Source organism: Solirubrobacter pauli (assembly GCF_003633755.1).
In the GTDB taxonomy this organism is placed as follows: domain Bacteria; phylum Actinomycetota; class Thermoleophilia; order Solirubrobacterales; family Solirubrobacteraceae; genus Solirubrobacter; species Solirubrobacter pauli.
Map to the genome: position 1 here is coordinate 1,970,659 of NZ_RBIL01000001.1, position 16,290 is coordinate 1,986,948.

The 16,290-nt window shown below is 70.9% G+C and carries 14 protein-coding genes; 8 read left to right on the plus strand and 6 right to left on the minus strand.

Going from position 1 to position 16,290, the window contains the following annotated elements; genetic code table 11:
* Nucleotides 1–4 precede the first annotated feature (4 nt).
* Nucleotides 5–541 (plus strand): ASCH domain-containing protein, encoded by a 537-nt coding sequence (locus tag C8N24_RS09365; RefSeq protein ID WP_121249781.1) that lies wholly within the window; start codon nt 5–7, stop codon nt 539–541.
* On the opposite strand, the gene C8N24_RS09370 is transcribed toward C8N24_RS09365, so the two are convergent.
* Entirely contained in the window at nt 528–2,003 is a 1,476-nt protein-coding gene (locus C8N24_RS09370; RefSeq protein ID WP_121249782.1) for a Ppx/GppA phosphatase family protein, read from the minus strand. The two genes, C8N24_RS09365 and C8N24_RS09370, sit on opposite strands and share 14 nt — an antisense overlap.
* On the minus strand, nt 2,003–2,380 hold the full coding sequence (locus C8N24_RS09375; protein WP_121253081.1) for a VOC family protein: 378 nt from the start codon (nt 2,378–2,380) through the stop codon (nt 2,003–2,005). The genes C8N24_RS09370 and C8N24_RS09375 overlap by 1 nt, the downstream gene beginning before the upstream one ends.
* A 114-nt stretch (nt 2,381–2,494) precedes the next feature.
* Here C8N24_RS09375 and C8N24_RS09380 point away from each other — a divergent pair, with 114 nt between their 5' ends.
* From C8N24_RS09380 to C8N24_RS09390, 3 genes are read left to right on the plus strand one after another with little or no spacing between them, the layout of a single operon-like run.
* Complete coding sequence (locus C8N24_RS09380; protein WP_170178970.1) at nt 2,495–3,229, plus strand: MBL fold metallo-hydrolase; 735 nt, start codon at nt 2,495–2,497, stop codon at nt 3,227–3,229.
* 23 nt (nt 3,230–3,252) lie between these two features.
* Entirely contained in the window at nt 3,253–3,984 is a 732-nt protein-coding gene (locus C8N24_RS09385; RefSeq protein ID WP_121249784.1) for a hypothetical protein, read from the plus strand.
* A 3-nt stretch (nt 3,985–3,987) separates the two neighbouring features.
* Entirely contained in the window at nt 3,988–5,358 is a 1,371-nt protein-coding gene (locus C8N24_RS09390; protein WP_121249785.1) for an ABC1 kinase family protein, read from the plus strand.
* On the opposite strand, the gene C8N24_RS09395 is transcribed toward C8N24_RS09390, so the two are convergent.
* The 3 genes from C8N24_RS09395 to C8N24_RS09405 form a co-directional block, all read right to left on the minus strand.
* Complete coding sequence (locus tag C8N24_RS09395) at nt 5,349–7,283, minus strand: primary-amine oxidase (protein WP_121249786.1); 1,935 nt, start codon at nt 7,281–7,283, stop codon at nt 5,349–5,351. The two genes, C8N24_RS09390 and C8N24_RS09395, sit on opposite strands and share 10 nt — an antisense overlap.
* Nucleotides 7,280–8,803 carry an APC family permease gene (locus C8N24_RS09400; protein ID WP_121249787.1) on the minus strand — a complete coding sequence of 508 codons (1,524 nt, stop codon included), beginning with the start codon at nt 8,801–8,803 and terminating at the stop codon, nt 7,280–7,282. The genes C8N24_RS09395 and C8N24_RS09400 overlap by 4 nt, the downstream gene beginning before the upstream one ends.
* Nucleotides 8,804–8,885: 82 nt before the next feature.
* Complete coding sequence (locus tag C8N24_RS09405) at nt 8,886–9,227, minus strand: hypothetical protein (protein WP_147447717.1); 342 nt, start codon at nt 9,225–9,227, stop codon at nt 8,886–8,888.
* Nucleotides 9,228–9,254: 27 nt separating this feature from the next.
* Here C8N24_RS09405 and C8N24_RS09410 point away from each other — a divergent pair, with 27 nt between their 5' ends.
* From C8N24_RS09410 to C8N24_RS09425, 4 genes are all read left to right on the plus strand, one after another.
* Nucleotides 9,255–9,914: an NUDIX hydrolase gene (locus tag C8N24_RS09410; RefSeq protein ID WP_245971803.1), complete on the plus strand. Its 660-nt coding sequence runs from the start codon at nt 9,255–9,257 to the stop codon at nt 9,912–9,914.
* On the plus strand, nt 9,911–10,219 hold the full coding sequence (locus C8N24_RS09415; RefSeq protein ID WP_121249789.1) for a hypothetical protein: 309 nt from the start codon (nt 9,911–9,913) through the stop codon (nt 10,217–10,219). Before C8N24_RS09410 ends, C8N24_RS09415 begins: the two co-directional genes overlap by 4 nt.
* A gap of 9 nt (nt 10,220–10,228) precedes the next feature.
* Nucleotides 10,229–14,521, plus strand: a complete 4,293-nt coding sequence (locus tag C8N24_RS09420) for a multifunctional oxoglutarate decarboxylase/oxoglutarate dehydrogenase thiamine pyrophosphate-binding subunit/dihydrolipoyllysine-residue succinyltransferase subunit (protein WP_121249790.1) — start codon at nt 10,229–10,231, stop codon at nt 14,519–14,521.
* Nucleotides 14,522–14,649: 128 nt separating this feature from the next.
* A complete protein-coding gene (locus C8N24_RS09425; protein ID WP_121249791.1) occupies nt 14,650–15,414 on the plus strand; it encodes a hypothetical protein in 765 nt (254 codons plus the stop codon).
* Here the strand turns inward: C8N24_RS09425 and C8N24_RS09430 are convergent.
* Nucleotides 15,411–16,280 (minus strand): DUF1028 domain-containing protein, encoded by an 870-nt coding sequence (locus tag C8N24_RS09430; protein ID WP_170178971.1) that lies wholly within the window; start codon nt 16,278–16,280, stop codon nt 15,411–15,413. The genes C8N24_RS09425 and C8N24_RS09430 overlap by 4 nt on opposite strands.
* Between the last annotated feature and the right edge of the window lie 10 nt (nt 16,281–16,290).

Sequence of the window (16,290 nt, forward strand, 5' to 3'; positions counted from 1 at the left end):
AGACGTGCTGTTCCGGCCGCAGGATCTCGACGGGATCGCGGCCGGAACCATCACCCTCGCCTTCCGCCGATGGGACAAGCCGCGCGTGAAGGTCGGCTCGACGCAGAAGACCCGCGTCGGCGTAGTCGAGTTCACGTCGTGCGAGCCGGTGGCGTCGATCACGGAGGACGACGCCCGCGCGGCGGGGTTCGCGTCGCCCGAGGACGTCGAGGCGCGGATGCGCAAGACGGGCCGCGTCTACCGCGTGGGGGTGCGGCTCGCCGGCCCCGATCCGCGCGTGGCGCTGCGGGAGACCCCGCCGGACGAGGCGGTGTTCGCGGCGCTCGAGCGCTACCCCTGGGCGCGCGACTACCTCCAGGCCATCGCCGACCGCCCGGCCGTACGCGCGCCTGACCTGGCCGAGTCGTTCGGGCGCGAGACGGCACCGTTCAAGCGCGACATCCGCAAGCTCAAGGAGCTCGGGCTCACGATCTCGTTGGACGTGGGCTATCGGTTGTCGCCGCGGGGCGAGGCGGTCTTACGTGCCCTCACACCACGCTGAGCTCGCGGTCGAACGCGCGCTTGAACAGGTCACCCTGCCGCTGGGCCGCCCAGCGCGCGATCCGCGTGTCCCCTGACGCCCGCAGCCGCAGCTCGGCCGTCCCGTCCAACACGACCACCTCGCACGCGTGGACGGTCTGGTCGCGGGAGCGCTCGAGCTGCTCGGCCAGGCGCACGCACGCGGCCAAGCGGTTCAGGAGCGCCGCGTCGCCCCTGCGCATCTCCGGCTCGAACTCGCCCAGCGACGGCGTGCCCTTGCGGTGATACCGGGCGGCCTGGCCGATCAGGGCCGTCTCGCGCGGGGAGAAGCCCGGCAGGCCGGCGTTGAGGATCAGGTAGCGGGAGTGCTTGTGGTGGTCGTCGTAGTCGACGGCGACGCCGATGTCGTGGAGCATCGCGGCGGCCCAGACGAGCTCGCGCTCGGCGTCGTCGCCGGCGTGCAGGCCCTGGGCGCGGAGGGCGTCCCAGATCTCCAGGGACAGGCGGGCGACGTGCTCGGAGTGGGCGAAGTCCGCGTCGTACTGGGAGGCGAGGTTGCGGACGGCGTCGCGGCGGACGTCGCTGGACAGGGCTCCCGGGTACAGCCGCTCGAAGAAGACGCCCTCGCGCAGGCCGGCCTCCGTGGCCTCGAAGGCGTCGAAGCCGCCCGCCTCCAGCACTCCGTCGATGACGATCGCGCCGGCGAGGATGAGGTCGCCGCGCGCGTACTTGATCCCCGGGACGTCGGCGGGCGGGCCGGAGGAGAAGCGGTCGATCAGATCGCCCAGCGCGTCGCGGCTGACGCGGTAGCCCTGGATGCCGTAGGACGGCATGCCGGCGGCGAGCTGCGCGGCGGCGGCGAGGTTGCGGACGGTACCGCCGACCGCGACGAGCCGCCCGTCCTCGCCCAGCCACGGGGCGCTCGCCAGCTCGGTCGCGATGTGCTGGCGCAGGGCCTCCGTGCGCTTCCGCTTGCCCGGGTTGAAGCGCTCGGTCATGCGCACCGCGCCCAGCGGCCATGACCGGGCGTCGACGGCCGCGCGGTCCGCGACGCGCGTGAGCTGCATCGAGCCGCCGCCCAGGTCGAGCACGACGCCGTCGGACAGCGTCGTGGTGTTCACCGCGGCCAGATAGCCGTAGCGCGCCTCGGCCGGGCCGGGCAGGACCTCGACCGACAGCCCGGACCGCTCACGCGCCGCGGCGAGGAACTCCGCCTGGTTGGACGCGTCGCGGATCGCGGACGTGGCGACGGGGCGGATCTCGTCGATCCCGGTCGCCGAGCAGAAGTGCGCGTACAGCTCGAGCGTCTCGAGCGCCCGCTCCATCGGCGCGGGCTGGAGGGCGCCGGACGCCTCCAGCCCTTCGCCGACGCGGACGGCCTCGTGGATCTCGTCGGTGCGCTTCCACCAGGTGTCCGTGTAGGTGAAGACGACGAGCCGAAAGGAGTTGGACCCGCAGTCGATGACGGCGAGCCGTCGCTCCATCAGCCCTTGTTCTTCTCGATCAGCTCGATGCGGTACCCGTCGGGGTCGCGCACGAACGCGATCAGCGAGCCGCCCTCGCGCACGCGGTACGGGGGCTTCTCGGGATCGATGCCCTGCTGGCCGAGCCGCTCGAGCGTGCCGTTGATGTCGTCCACGGTCAGCGCGATGTGGTTGTACCCCGTGCCGAGCTCGTACGAGTCGACGCCGTGGTTGTACGTCAGCTCGAGGCGGTCGCCGTCACCCGGCAGACCCATGAAGACGTTGATGGCCTCGTCGCGGATCGGCATGCGACGCCGCTCCTCGAAACCCAGAGCCTCGTAGAAGGCGACGGACCGATCGATGTCGCCGATGCGGTAGCAAGTGTGGATCAGTTCCATGTTCACTCCCTCACTCTGGGGGTTAGACCGCTGAGCACCAGCGAAGATCGGGCGTAAGGGGGCGAAGCCCCCTTGGGATGAGTTCCATGACGCCGCGAGAGTACCGTCATGGCCATGATCGTCGAGCGCTCCATGAGTGATGGCTGGCTGACCAACACCTACCTCGTCGCGGCGGGGCCGAACACCGACGCGTTCCTGGTCGACGCCGGCGGCCCGATGGCGCCGCTGTTCGCGAAGGCCGAAGAGCACGGGCTGAACGTCACCCACGTCCTCCTCACGCATCATCACGGCGACCACGTCGTGGACCTGGGCGAGACGCTCGAGCGCTACCCGGACGCCACCGTGCTCGCCCACCCGGACGAGCGCGTTCCCGGCACCACGGGCGACCTCAACCCCGGCGACGAGCTCGAGATCGGCGGCCTGAAGGTCAAGGCGCTGCACACCCCGGGCCACACGTCGGGCATGCTCAACCTCCTCGTCGACGACAAGGAGCTGTTCACGGGCGACACCCTCTTCAAGGGCTCCGTCGGCGGCGTCCGCGCGCCCGGCAGCACCTCCTTCGAGGACATCAAGCACTCGATCATGGAGGTCATCCTCACGCTGCCGCCGGAGACGGTCATCCGCCCCGGCCACACCGACCCGACGACCGTCGGCGACGAGCTCGAGCACAACCCGTTCGTGCGCGTCTGGCGCGGGCTGGACCCCGAGGGCAGCGACCAGTGCACCGCGCTCGGCGACCCCGCCACGCTGGTCCTCTGGGGCCCCGACTACGACGGCGGCCACAAGGCCTGGGTGCGCTGGCCCGACGGCCGCGACGACATCGTCCCCGGCTCGAAGGTGGAGCGCTAACCCGGCTCGCTAGTGTCGATGGGGTGAGCTCAGAGCCCAAGGAGACCAAGGGCGGCCTTCAGCTCTCGACACTGCTGATCTCGAGCCTGTCCGCCGTCGCGGCGGCGATCATCGTCCCGTACTTCTGGGAACGAGGCTCGTTGATCGCGACGGCCGTCACCCCGATCATCGTCGCCCTCGTCACCGAGGCGCTGAACCGCCCGACCAAGGTCATCACCAAGGCGGCGCCGCGCGTCGCGCGGCGCACCGGGACCGGCGCCGCCGTGCGCAGCCGCCAGCCGACCGGCGTCGGCGCGCGCGGTGAAGGGCCGGAACGGGTAGGCCGGTGGGGCGATGAGGACGACCCCTTCGGCCTCCGGACCCCGGAGCGCACGCGCAAGCGCCGCCGCTTCCCGTGGAAGCTCGGGATCATCACCGGCCTGGTGGCCGCGGTGATCGGCGCCGCCGTCGTCACGGCCTCCGAGCTGGCGATCTTCGGCCGCTCGGTCGGCCACTCGGACCGCTCGACGAGCGTCTTCGGCGGCAGCAAGTCGTCCAAGGACGACGAGCGGGCCACGCCGACGCCGACCGCGACGGAGACGCCCGGCGAGGAGCCGTCGCAGACCGCCACGCCCGAGGCGACCGAGACGCCCTCGGCGACGCCGACCGCCACCGCGAGCCCGACGGCGACCGCCACGGCGACACCGCCCGCCGGCGCGACGCCCGACCCGCAGATCGCCCCCACCACCACCGCCACGCCCGTCCCGACGCCCTAGCGGATGGCCAAGGACAAGATCCCCACCTCGCGGATCGCCCGCACCGCGAAGGTGTCCAGCCTTGCGGCCGGGCAGGCCGCGAGGCACCTCGGCACGCGCGCGACGAACATCGCGCGCTCGGACGAGGGACGCAGCGCCGCGCTCGAGAAGCGCCACGTCGAGGCCGCCGAGCAGATCGTCACCGCGCTCGGGACGATGAAGGGCGCGGCGATGAAGCTCGGGCAGGTGATGAGCTTCCTCGACGTCGGGCTCGTGCCCGAGGAGCACCGCGAGGAGTTCCAGCGCAAGCTCGGCGCGCTGCGCGACGCCGCGCCGAACGTGTCGTTCGCCGGCATGCGCAAGGTGATCGAGCAGGAGCTGGGCGGCAACCTCAAGGACCACTTCCGCGAGTTCGACTCGGACGCGATCGCCGCCGCCTCGATCGGCCAGGTCTACCGCGCGCAGCTGCACGACGGGCGCGACGTGGCGGTCAAGGTCCAGTACCCCGGCGTCGCGGCCGCCGTCCGGGCGGACATGCAGAACCTCGGGATCATCCTGCGGCTGATGAAGCGGATCGCGCCCGGCCTGGACGTCAAGAACACGGCCGAGGAGATCCGCTCACGGATCTACGACGAGCTCGACTACGAGCTCGAGGCGCAGAACCAGCGCTCGCTCGCGCGGATCTTCAAGGGCCATCCGTTCATCGTCGTGCCCGCGGTGGTCGGCGAGCTGAGCGCCGAGCGCGTGCTCGTGACGGAGTTCGTCGAGGGTGACGGCTTCGACTCGGTCAAGGAGGCAGACCAGGCCACGCGCGACCGGATCGGGGAGATCGTCTTCCGCTTCTACTTCGGCTGCATGTACCGGCACCGCCAGTTCTCCGGCGACCCGCACCCCGGCAACTTCCTGCAGATGCGCGACGGCCGCGTCGCCTTCCTCGACTTCGGCCTGTTCAAGGTGATGCCGAAGCACCTGATCGAGCTCGAGCTCGAGACGCAGCGCGCCGGCCACGAGGGCGACGCCGAGCGCCTGTGGGAGATCTGGGCCGAAGGCGGGCTGCTGAAGCACCCGGACAAGTTCCGCCCCGACAAGCTCCTGTCCCAGTTCCTGGACGCCACCTGGTGGTACCTCACCGACGAGGAGCTCGAGCTGACGCCGGAGATCGCCACCCAGGTGATGATCGACATGGCCGACCCGCGCTCGACCCACTTCGGCCAGATGCGCCACGAGACGCTCCCGGCCGACCACATCTTCGGCCGCCGCGTGGAGACCCTCACGCTCGCCGTGCTCGGCCAGCTCTCGGCGCGCGCGAACTGGCACCGGATCGCGCGCGAGTGGATCTACGGCGACCCGCCCGTGACCGAGCTGGGCCGCCAGGAAGCCGCGTTCTACGGGTGATGGTGGTGGCAGTGGCCGGCCGCTTCTGAGGGCGGCATGTCCAGCGCCGGGTTGCCGGCGAAGAAGCCGGCGGGCTTGAGCTTGAAGCCGACGTGCGTGACCGGCATCACCGGCCAGTCCTCGGGGCGCACGATGTGGTGGGCGCCGAACGTGTACCAGAGCACCACGTCCGTGGCCTCGGTGGCGCGCCCTGCGCCCGCGTAGCGCGGCACGCCGTCGCCGCCTCCGTGCTGGGCGGGGTAGTCGCCGGCCGCGAACCGCTCGTCCGGGTCGTACGCGGTCACCCACACGTGCTCGGCGGTGAAGCCCGCGCGCTGGGCGAAGCGCGAGTCGGGCTGGAACATCGGCGCCACGTTCTCGCCCGGCACGAGCTTGTACGCCACCGGGTCGCCGAGCACGCTGCGCTTCTCCGGGTTCTCGATCCGCCAGAAGCGGCCGCGCAGCGGGTCGACCCGGCCGCGGGCCGACTCGTCCGCGTAGACGGTCCGCTTGGTCACCCAGGCCGTGCCGGTCGGGTTCTCCGGCCCGTATGGGAGCGGCTCGGAGTCCACCTGCACGACGGTGTTGGTGTTGCCGTCGACGGCCATGTCGAGCCGCACGCAGAAGAAGTGCTGGTGGTGCGGGCCGTAGAGGCCGGGGGCGACGAGCGTGCCGTGCCGTGGGCGCGCGCCGGGCTCGACGGCGCCGGTGGAGATCACGCCGGTGAGCTTGACCTCGTACTCGATCGTGCCGTCGGTGTAGAGGTACCAGAAGTACCCGTACTCGTAGTTGCCGACCGTGGCGATCGACGAGATGACCAGCCGCCGCAGCCGGCGGACCTCGACGTCCTCGGTCCGGAAGTCCGTGTGCTTCCAGCCGATGCCGAAGTCCTCCTCGTGCATGCAGATGGCGTTCTCGATCGTCGCCGGCTGACCGTCCTGGTCGTTGACCACGCCGTCGAAGTAGAAGATCTCGCCGACGCAGTCACAGCCCAGGGTCAGCGAGTTCGCCAGCCACCCGACGCCGTACTCGCCCTGGTCGAAGACGTTCTTGTAGCGGTGCGTCGGCGCGGGATCGCCGTAGGGCACGAACATCTCCGCGAGCGAGGCGCGGTAGATGATCGGCCGCCCGTCGTACCCCAGGTCGTGCAGGACGAGCCCCTCGCGAGGGGTGAAGCCGACCCGCACCGACCACTTCTGCCACGCCACGTGATGGCCCTGGACCGTGAACGACGCGCCCTCGGGCTGCGTGATCGAGATCGGCTTCAGGTCCGCGCGCGGCGCCGTGAATGACGGCACGTTGTCCGGTGCGGCCATCCGCTGGAGGTCGTAGTTGCCGGGCGCCGGCGGCAGCGGCACCACGCCGTGGTCATCGACCCTGATCACCTCCATCAGGTCGAGGTCCACGGTCACGACGAGCCCTTCGACCGGCCGCGCGTAGCCGTGTTCTCCGGGCTCGGACCGGACCCAGGTGAGCGGGCGCGCGATCCGCCGCACCGACGGCTCGTCCTCGGGGCCGGTGTAGCCCGCGGCCCACGGGTCGATCATCGCCAGCGAGAAGTCCTCGACGCCGCGGAGGCGCATGGCGGCCTGCCACTCCGGGTCCTGCTGCACGACCTCCTCGCAGGCCATGAACTCCTCGGCCATCATCGGGGGCTGAACGTCCGGGATGTGCTCGAAGGCCACCACGGCCTCGTCGGTGAGCGAGACCACCGCCTCGTAGGTCTTGCGCTCGGCCTTCTCGTAGAGCACGACGAACGCCTCGCGGGGAACCACCTCCCCGGCCTGGACGGCGGCCTTCGGCGGCTCGTGGAGGCTGATGAACACGAAGCGGGCGGTGGGCGCCAGTGACTGCTCGGCCTTCAGGATCGCGCTCGCGGCGCGTACCTCGGCCGCCGTCAGCGGCTCGAGCGGGTGCAGCACGGGCGGTGCGTCGAGGGTGCTCATGCGGGGATCTCCTCACGGCTGAAGCGGCCGACTCTCGCGTACGTCTCCCGGTCACGTGAGCGCAGGTAGACGCCGAGCGCCATGCCGGCGACGAACACGGCTCCCACGACGAAGGGGATCAGCTTGATGAACAGCGAGTCCCCCGCCCCGGAGAGCACGCCGCGGTTGGCGATCAGCAGGTAGCACGCGCCGGCCATCGCGCAGGCGCCGAGGATCGGGGCGATCAGGGTCTTGACCGGGTGGAAGCCGTCGCGCGCCTCGGTCAGGAAGAAGCGGATGATCGCGACCGAGCACAAGCCCTGCACGGCGAGGATGCCCAGCACGCCGAGCAACGGCGTCCAGGTGCCGAGCTTGAGCAGCGCCGCCTCGGTGCTCGAGTCCATTAGGACGAACCCGAGCATGTAGAGGCCGACGATCGCGGTCACGACCGTGGAGGCCACGACCGGCCCCTTGCGGGTGGGGTGCGTCGTGCCGAGCGCGCGCGGCAGCACGCCTTCGCGGGCGAGCGCGAACAGGTACCGCGCGCCGGTGTTGTAGAACGCCATCGCGCACGCGAACGAGCTCGTCACGATCAGCAGCTCCAGGATCGTCGTCAGCCCACCACCCACGTACTTGTCGGTCAGGGGGTAGAACGCCGACGCGTACGCGCCCTCGAACTGGTCGGCGACAGCCTGCGCGGAGCCGGTGAGGCCCCAGCCGCTGACGAACATGTAGGACACGAAGATGTAGAACAGGCCGAGGCCGATCACGCTGCCGTACGTCGCGGCCTTGGCGATCTTGTGCGGCTCGCGCGACTCCTCGGCGTAGTTGGGCGCCATCTCGAAGCCGACCCAGCTCCAGAACGCGCCGAAGATCGCGACGCCCGCCGCGGCCGCCCCGAACACGCTCAGCGCGGCGTCATTGTCGAAGATGTTCGCCGGGTTCAGCGGCGCGGCGCTGTACCCCTCGGGCGGGCCGGTGACGATGATCCCGACGCACATCGCCAGCAGCGCGAGCACCTCGGCCACCAGCGCGACGCCGAGCACCTTCGCGGTCAGCTCGATGTGGAACCAGGCGAAGCTCGTCATCAGCGCGAGCGCGCCGAACATGTACACGTAGGCGGGCAGGCTCACGCCGAACCACGCGTCGAAGGTGGTCGACGCGAAGTACCCGAGCACGCCGGTCACGGCGGCGGCGAAGATCACGTAGCAGAGCGCGATCAGGATGCCCGAGCCGAGGCCGAGCACGTTGCCGAGCCCACGGGAGATGAACGTGTAGAAGCCGCCGGTCGACGTCACCCGCCGCGCCATCTCGATGTAGCCGGTGGAGAAGATCGTCAGCGCGATCGTCGCGACCAGGAACGCTGCCGGGACCGCGTACCCGCCGCCGGATACGGCGACCGGCACGTTGAACATCATCGCCGCGAGCGGCGCGGCGCCCGTGACGATGCAGAAGAGCACGGCGGGGAGGCCCAATGCGTCACGGGCCAGCTCATGGGTGGGGGCCGCGGCGGGGGCGGCCGGAGTGACGACCACTGACATGCGGGGCAGCACATCGCGTGGCGGACCGCGGCGGCAGTGCTCCGCGGTCCAGTCTTGCGTTACCTAAAGTGGACCTTAAGGCCTAACAGCAGCGCCAGTTCGAGCTGCCATAGCCCGGACCGACCGGCTGCAGCTCGCGCGTGGAGACCGCGTCGACGACCTCCTCGACCTCTTCCTCTTCTTTGCGGCCGCCGCCGTCGGGCTCGGCGTCGCACGTGACGCGCAGGCGCCCGGAGGTGACCGTGCCGTCCGCGACTACGACGAGGCCGCAGATCACGTCGCCCTCTTCCCAGCCGAGGCGCTCGATGTCGAAGAAGGCCATGTGGACCTCGGTGGCCTTGCCCTTCCAGCGGCAGGTCTTGTCGTGATGCTCCTTCGCATCGCACACGACCTTCATGTTCTTGCCGGAAGCCTCAACGCTCACGGCAAAGAGACTACCCTGCAAAGCGACTTGTCCTACTCACCCGGCATCCTCGCGCGCGGCCCTTGGCCGCTGGACCGGGTGTCCTCGCGGTGGACCGGCGCGACCTACCAGCCGTCACCCGAGAAGGACGCCGCGGCCGACCGCGTGATCGCCGAGCTGCGCGACCGCGGCTCACCCGCCCACGACGGCGTCGCCGCGCGGCTCACGCAGTTCAGCGTGCGCGACGGCGAGCTGGCGCTCGAGCTCGAGGAGATGCGCTGGGCGCTGCGGTTGATCGGCGATGCCTCGGGCGCGCTCAGCGTGCTGTGCGTCGTGCGCGACCACGAGGGTCGCTGGCTCGCCGGCCGGCGCGCGCAGTGGGTCGCGAGCTGGGCGGGCGTCTGGGCGCTCGGCGCCGGCGGCGCGGTCGACGTGGGGGAGGACGCCGCCCTCGCTCTGACACGGGAGTTGCAGGAGGAGTGGTCGGTCGAGCCCGAGCGGATCCAGGTCGAGGCCCTGCTGGCGACCCCCTCGGACATGACGATGCTGATCGGCCAGGCGTGGCTCGCGCCCGGCGCGGAGGTCACGCGCGACCACGAGCACGACGCGCACGCGTGGTGGCCTTCTGACCCTGGCGACTGGCCGGATGACGCACATCCGCAACTTCAGCGCATGGCCACGTTGCTTTCTACCGACACCCCCGTATGAGCTTCCGCACGCTCAAGTACCTCAGCTTCGTCCACTCGGCCATCTACACGGCCCTGCTCGTGATCGCGATTGCAGGAGTGTTAGACGATGTGAAGTACGTGTTGGGCTGGGCGCACGGCATCGGCTGGATCGTCATGTCGCTGCTATGCGTGGACGCAGTTAGACGGCGCGTGATCCCGCTCTGGCTCGGGGTGATGGTCGCGGTCGTCGGTGGCGTCGGGCCCTTTGCGGGCACCATCGGTTTTGTGTATGCAGAGCGGCGTCCAAGAGCGGCGTCGCGAATCCCTCAACGCGATATGGTCTAGGACCTTGATATGGCGGTAAACACCACGGTCGAAGTGGTCATGCCCCCAATGGGCGACTCGGTCTCCGAGGGCTCCATCCTGGAGTGGCATAAGCAGGAAGGCGACCAGGTCTCCGAGGACGAGACACTCGTCGAGATCTCCACCGACAAGGTGGACGCTGAAGTCCCCGCTCCAGTCTCCGGCACCGTGGTGAAGATCCACGCGGCCGAAGGCGACACCGTCGGTGTCGGCAGCGTGCTCGCCGAGATCGCACCGGGTGAGAACGGCTCCGGGCCGGCGCTCTCGGGCGATGCCGACGAGGACGAGGGCGACGCACCGCCCGGCGGCGACGGTGGCGAGGGCACCGTCGTCGAGATCGAGATGCCCGCGATGGGCGAGTCGGTCTCCGAGGGCACGATCCTCGAGTGGTCGAAGGCCGTCGGCGACAGCATCGCCGAGGACGAGACGCTCGTCGAGATCTCGACCGACAAGGTGGACGCGGAGGTCCCCGCGCCCGCTTCGGGCACGATCACCGAGCTGCTCGCCGAGGCCGGCGACACCGTCACGGTCGGCCAGGTCATCGCGCGCATGAGCTCCGGCAACGGCGCCGCGCCGGCGAAGGCCGCCCCCGTCCCGGAGGTCACCGACTCGCGCCCCGGCACCGACGCCGACCAGGAGACCGTCGAGACCCCCGAAGGCCTGAAGGTCACCCCGGTCGCGCAGCGCGTCGCCGCCGCGCAGGGCGTGGACCTGTCGAAGGTCACGGGCACGGGCCCGAACGGCCGCATCGGCAAGGCCGACGTGCTCGCGTTCGAGAAGAACGGCGCCGCGCCCGCGAAGGCGGCCGCCCCGGCTCCGACCGAGGGCAAGCAGACCCTGCTCAAGGGCGCGAGCGCGATGCTCGCCCGCTACATGGACGAGTCGCGCGCGATCCCGACCGCGACGTCCTTCCGCACGCTCACCGTCACCACGCTCGACGGCTACCGCAAGCAGCTCAAGGCGGCCGGCCACAAGGTCTCCTTCACGCACCTGATCGCCTACGCGATCGCGCGCGCGGCGACCGAGCAGATGCCGGTGATGGCGACGCACTTCGCGGAGATCGACGGCAAGCCGCACGTGATCGACGACGGCGCGGTGAACCTCGGCATCGCCGTGGACGTCGAGAAGAAGGGCGGCGGCCGCACCCTGATGGTGCCGGTCATCAAGGACGCCGGGCGCCTCACGTTCCCGCAGTTCCTGGACGCCTTCGGCGTGCTGATCACCAAGGCCCGCGAGAACAAGCTGACCGCGGACGACCTCCAGGGCGCCAACGTCTCGCTCACCAACCCCGGCGGCATCGGCACCATCGCGTCCGTGCCGCGCCTGATGAACGGGCAGGGCACGATCGTCGCCACCGGCTCGATCGGCTACCCGCCCGGCCTCGGGGCCATCGGCGCCACGATCGGCGCCGAGAAGGTGATGACGATGACGTCGACCTACGACCATCGCATCATCCAGGGCGCCGAGTCCGGCCAGTTCCTGCAGGTGGTCGAGCAGTACCTCCAGGGCGAGCACGGCTTCTACGAGCAGGTCTTCTCCGACCTGGGCGCGGACCTCGGCCCCGCCCCGACGGCCCCGACGCCGCAGGCCATCGCCGCCGCGACGCCTCAGACGTTGACCGAGCCGGCGCCGGCCACCTCGGCCGAGCCGAACCTCGAGCTGCTGCAGGCCGTCCAAGCCGCGATGTCGCTGATCAAGGCGCACCGCACGCACGGCCACCTGGCCGCGCGGCTGGACCCGCTCGGCTCCGAGCCCGAGGGCGATCCCGCGCTCGACCCGGAGCCGCTCGGCCTCACGCCGGAGCTGATGGCGAAGATCCCGGCCTCGATCCTGCGCGTCGGCGTGCCGGGCGAGACCCTCGCGGACGTCATCCCGCGCCTGCGCGAGACCTATTGCGGCACGATCGCCTACGAGATCGAGCACATCGCCTCGCACCGCCAGCGCGTCTGGCTGCGCGAGAAGATCGAGACCGGCGCGTTCCGCAAGCCGCTCTCGGCCGAGGAGAAGCACGCGCTGCTCCGCCGCCTGACGCAGGTCGACTCGCTCGAGCGCTTCATGCACAAGGCCTACCTGGGCCAGAAGCAGTTCTCGGTCGAAGGCCTCGACATGACCGTGCCGATGCTCGACGAGATGATCCAGCTCGCCGCCGCCGACGGCGCGCGCGAGGTGGTCATCGGCATGGCCCACCGCGGCCGCCTGAACGTGCTCGCCCACAACCTGGGCCGGCCGTACGAGACGATCTTCCGCGAGTTCGAGGGCGCGTCCTCGATCGAGGCCGTCACCACGATCCCGCAGGGCGGCACGGGCGACGTCAAGTACCACCACGGCGCCCAGGGCACCTACCAGTGCGGGGACACCGAGAGCGTGCTCGTGCGGCTCGAGTCCAACCCGTCGCACCTCGAGTACGTGGCCCCCGTCGTCACCGGCGCCACCCGTGCGATCCAGACGACCCGCCAGGGCACGCACGCGCAGCTGGACACGCGCGCCGCGGTGCCGATCGTCCTGCACGGCGACGCGGCCTTCCCGGGCCAGGGCGTCGTCTCGGAGACGTTCAACTTGCAGGCGCTGGACGGCTACACGGTCGGCGGCACGCTGCACCTGATCCAGAACAACCAGGTCGGCTTCACGACGGACCCCGACGACTCGCGCTCCACGCGCTGGGCGTCGGACCTCGCGAAGGGCTTCGACGTGCCGATCTTCCACGTCAACGCCGACGACGTGGCCGCGTGCGTGAGCGCCGTGCGGCTCGCGTTCGCGTTCCGCCAGGAGTTCGGCCACGACGTGCTGATCGACCTGATCGGCTACCGCCGCTACGGCCACAACGAGGCCGACGAGCCCGCGTACACGCAGCCGGAGATGACGGCCAAGATCAAGGCCAAGAAGCCGGTGCGGGAGCTGTTCGCGGCGTCGCTCGTGAGCGACGGGACGCTGACGCAGGACGAGGCCGACGGGGTCGCCGCCGAGATCTGGGACGACCTCGCCAAGCGCCACCGCGAGCTCAAGGAGGCGCTGGCGAGCGCCGGTGACGAGCAGCCCACGGGCGGCTACGAGTTGGACCGCTCCGCCTCGCCCGAGGTCAAGACGCAGGTCTCCAAGGACCGGCTGGAGACGCTCAACGACGAGCTGCTGCGGATCCCGGAGGGCTTCACCGTCCACCCGAAGCTCGTCAAGCAGCTGGACCGGCGCCGCCAGGCCGTCGGCCCGGACGGCGGCATCGACTGGGCGCAGGCCGAGTCGCTGGCCTACGCGTCGCTGCTGACCGAGGGCACCCCGGTGCGCCTCACGGGCCAGGACGCGGAGCGCGGCACGTTCTCGCAGCGCCACCTCGTCCTGCACGACCCGAAGACGGGCCAGCGGATCTCGCCGATCCAGAACCTGCCGGGCGCGCTCGCGCCGATGGAGCTGCACAACTCGCCGCTCAGCGAGATCGCGTGCCTCGGCTTCGAGTACGGCTACTCGATGGAGGCGCCGGAGTCGCTGGTCCTCTGGGAGGCCCAGTTCGGCGACTTCGTGAACTCGGCGCAGGTCATCATCGACCAGTTCATCGTCTCCGCGCTGTCCAAGTGGGGCCAGACGACGCGCCTGACGCTGCTGCTGCCGCACGGCTACGAGGGCTCGGGCCCGGAGCACTCCTCCGGCCGCCTGGAGCGCTTCCTGTCGCTGGCGGCGGAGGGCAACATCCGCGTCGCGAACCTCACGACGCCGTCGCAGTACTTCCACCTCCTGCGCCGCCAGGCGCGGGTGGCGAAGCAGCGTCCGCTGGTGATCATGACCCCGAAGTCGCTCCTGCGCCTGCCGCAGGCGACGTCGCGGATCGAGCACCTCGCCGAGGGCCGGTTCTTCCCGGTGCTCGCCGAGCCGCGGATCGACGAGGAGAAGGTCACCCGCCTGGTGCTCTGCACCGGCAAGCTCTACTACGACCTCAAGGGTCACGCCACGCGCGAGAACAACGAGTCCGTCGCGATCACCCGCGTCGAGCTGCTGTACCCGTTCCCGCAGGGCCAGATCCTCGAAGAGGTGCAGCGGTACCCGAACCTCAAGGAGGTCCTCTGGGTGCAGGAGGAGCCGCGCAACATGGGCGCCCGCGCGCACATGTCCCCGCGCCTGCTCCAGATCCTGCCCGCGGAGATCGACTTCGGATACGTCGGCCGGCCGGAGCGCGCTTCGCCGGGCGAGGGCTACCCGGCCGCGCACACCGTCGAGCAGACGCGGATCATCCGCACCGCGCTCGACACCACCGTGCCGGTGTCGGTGAACCCGGACAAGCTGCCGGGCGAGCGCTGAATCACGCTGAACGGAACCGCCCCGCGTTTGTTGCGCGGGGCGGTTTCACTTCGTAACGTCCCGGACGAAGCGCTTGGGCGAACCGTTGCACCCCGCAACTCGAGCGGACCCCAGGTGTCCCAGGGTGCATGAAGAGAATCCGGTTCTCCGGCCGCGCGGCCATCGTGTGCTCCCTCATCCTCGCTCTCGGCATCCCGTCCGTTGCGGTGGGCTTCGGTGAAGGTCGCAACCTCCTCCTCGGCAAGCGCAACCCGTCCAACAACCCGGGTCTCGCGCTGAACACCGAGACGGAGATCATCGCCGACACCAACACGTACGGCACCCGTCAGTCCAACAAGAAGGACGGCGACGGCGGCGGCGCGATCTACGGCTGCCGCTCGAACCCGGGCAACGAGCCCTGCATCCGCTCCAACAACCTCAAGGGCGGTCGCGCCTTCGAGTTCGTGACGATCGGCAAGGAAGCGGGCCGCATCGAGGTCGGCGGCGACAAGACCGGCGCCCCGTTCACGACCAACGCCACGGGCGTCGCCACCGGCCTGAACGCCGACAAGATCGACGGCAAGGAAGCGGCGGACTTCGCTCCCGCCACCTCGCTCACGTTCGCCGCCGTCAGCGACGACACCACGGGCACCCCGACCGCCACCGGCCCGACGACGCCGACGGTCACGCTGTCCACCACCGGCGACAACGCCGTCTACACCGTCGACCTCAAGCGCGACGTCAGCAAGTGCTCGTTCACGGCCTCCCCGGTCGGCTCGGCCAGCCCCGTCGCCGCCGGCGTCTCGGTCGTGCCGAACCAGCCCAGCCAGGTCGCCGTCAACTGGGGCGGTTCCGAGATCACCCCGACGCCGGCCGCCCGTCGCGGCTCGTTCCACCTGCAGGTGATCTGCTAAGCGCGACCCAGCGCCTCGCGCACGGCCGCTCCGGCCGGCGCGAACTCCGGCGAGAGCCGGTCGAGGAGAACCAGCCAATCCGGGTTCTCCTCGGCCGCGCGCCGGACGGCGGCCACGCCGCCTTCGAGATCGCCCGCCTGGGCGGTCGCCAGCCCGGCCCAGAACCGCAGCTCGTCCGCCTCGGGCGCGAGCCGCGCGGCCTGCTGGTAGAGCCCTCCCGCCTCGTCGGTGCGACCGGCGGCGAGCAGCTCGTCTCCCGCGCCGGCCATGTCGTAGGCGCGTTGGAGCGTCAGAAGCCGTCCGAGCTCGGCGATCGGATCGGACGCGTCCTCGACCCGCAGGTCGACCGTGCGGCGCCACGGCTCACCGTCCGGCGGCACGACGATCATCGCCGCCGACTGGCGGCCGCGGATGTCGCCACCCTCGGCCTCGGCCGCCTGAAGGGCGGCCAGCAGCCGGTCCTGCAAGAGGCCTGCGCTGCCCGTGAACGCCGCCGACATGGCGGCCGGCACCGTCTCGCGGGCCATCATGTTCGCCTGGCAGCTGTGATCGTCACCGGTGACGTGGCTCGCGTGCGCGATGCAGTCGGCGCCCGTGTGAGCGGAGATCGTGCCGCGAGCGTCGATCACCGCCACCTGGCGGACCGCCGCCAGCGGGTCCGCCGCGAGCAGCTCGCCGAGCGCTTGCGCGGCGGGGATCCCGTCCGCGAGCCGGTCGAGCGCGTTCGGCCCGTAGGCGGGCTCGACCACGGACTGGGTGGCGACGGCGCCGATCCCGGCGCGCGCCCACGCGCACAGCGGGCCGACGCTGAACCAGTGCGACTGCACCGCCACGCCGAGCTCGCCGGTCTCCGGATCGACGGCCACGATTGAATAC

Bases quoted from the DNA above. Each gene is read 5' to 3' on its own strand.
- C8N24_RS09390 (WP_121249785.1), top strand. From the start codon at position 3,988: ATGGCCAAGGACAAGATCCCCACCTCGCGGATCGCCCGCACCGCGAAG.
- C8N24_RS09375 (WP_121253081.1), bottom strand. From the start codon at position 2,380: ATGGAACTGATCCACACTTGCTACCGCATCGGCGACATCGATCGGTCC.
- C8N24_RS09400 (WP_121249787.1), bottom strand. From the start codon at position 8,803: ATGTCAGTGGTCGTCACTCCGGCCGCCCCCGCCGCGGCCCCCACCCAT.
- C8N24_RS09395 (WP_121249786.1), bottom strand. From the start codon at position 7,283: ATGAGCACCCTCGACGCACCGCCCGTGCTGCACCCGCTCGAGCCGCTG.
- C8N24_RS09425 (WP_121249791.1), top strand. From the start codon at position 14,650: ATGAAGAGAATCCGGTTCTCCGGCCGCGCGGCCATCGTGTGCTCCCTC.
- C8N24_RS09370 (WP_121249782.1), bottom strand. From the start codon at position 2,003: ATGGAGCGACGGCTCGCCGTCATCGACTGCGGGTCCAACTCCTTTCGG.
- C8N24_RS09415 (WP_121249789.1), top strand. From the start codon at position 9,911: ATGAGCTTCCGCACGCTCAAGTACCTCAGCTTCGTCCACTCGGCCATC.
- C8N24_RS09420 (WP_121249790.1), top strand. From the start codon at position 10,229: ATGGCGGTAAACACCACGGTCGAAGTGGTCATGCCCCCAATGGGCGAC.
- C8N24_RS09380 (WP_170178970.1), top strand. From the start codon at position 2,495: ATGATCGTCGAGCGCTCCATGAGTGATGGCTGGCTGACCAACACCTAC.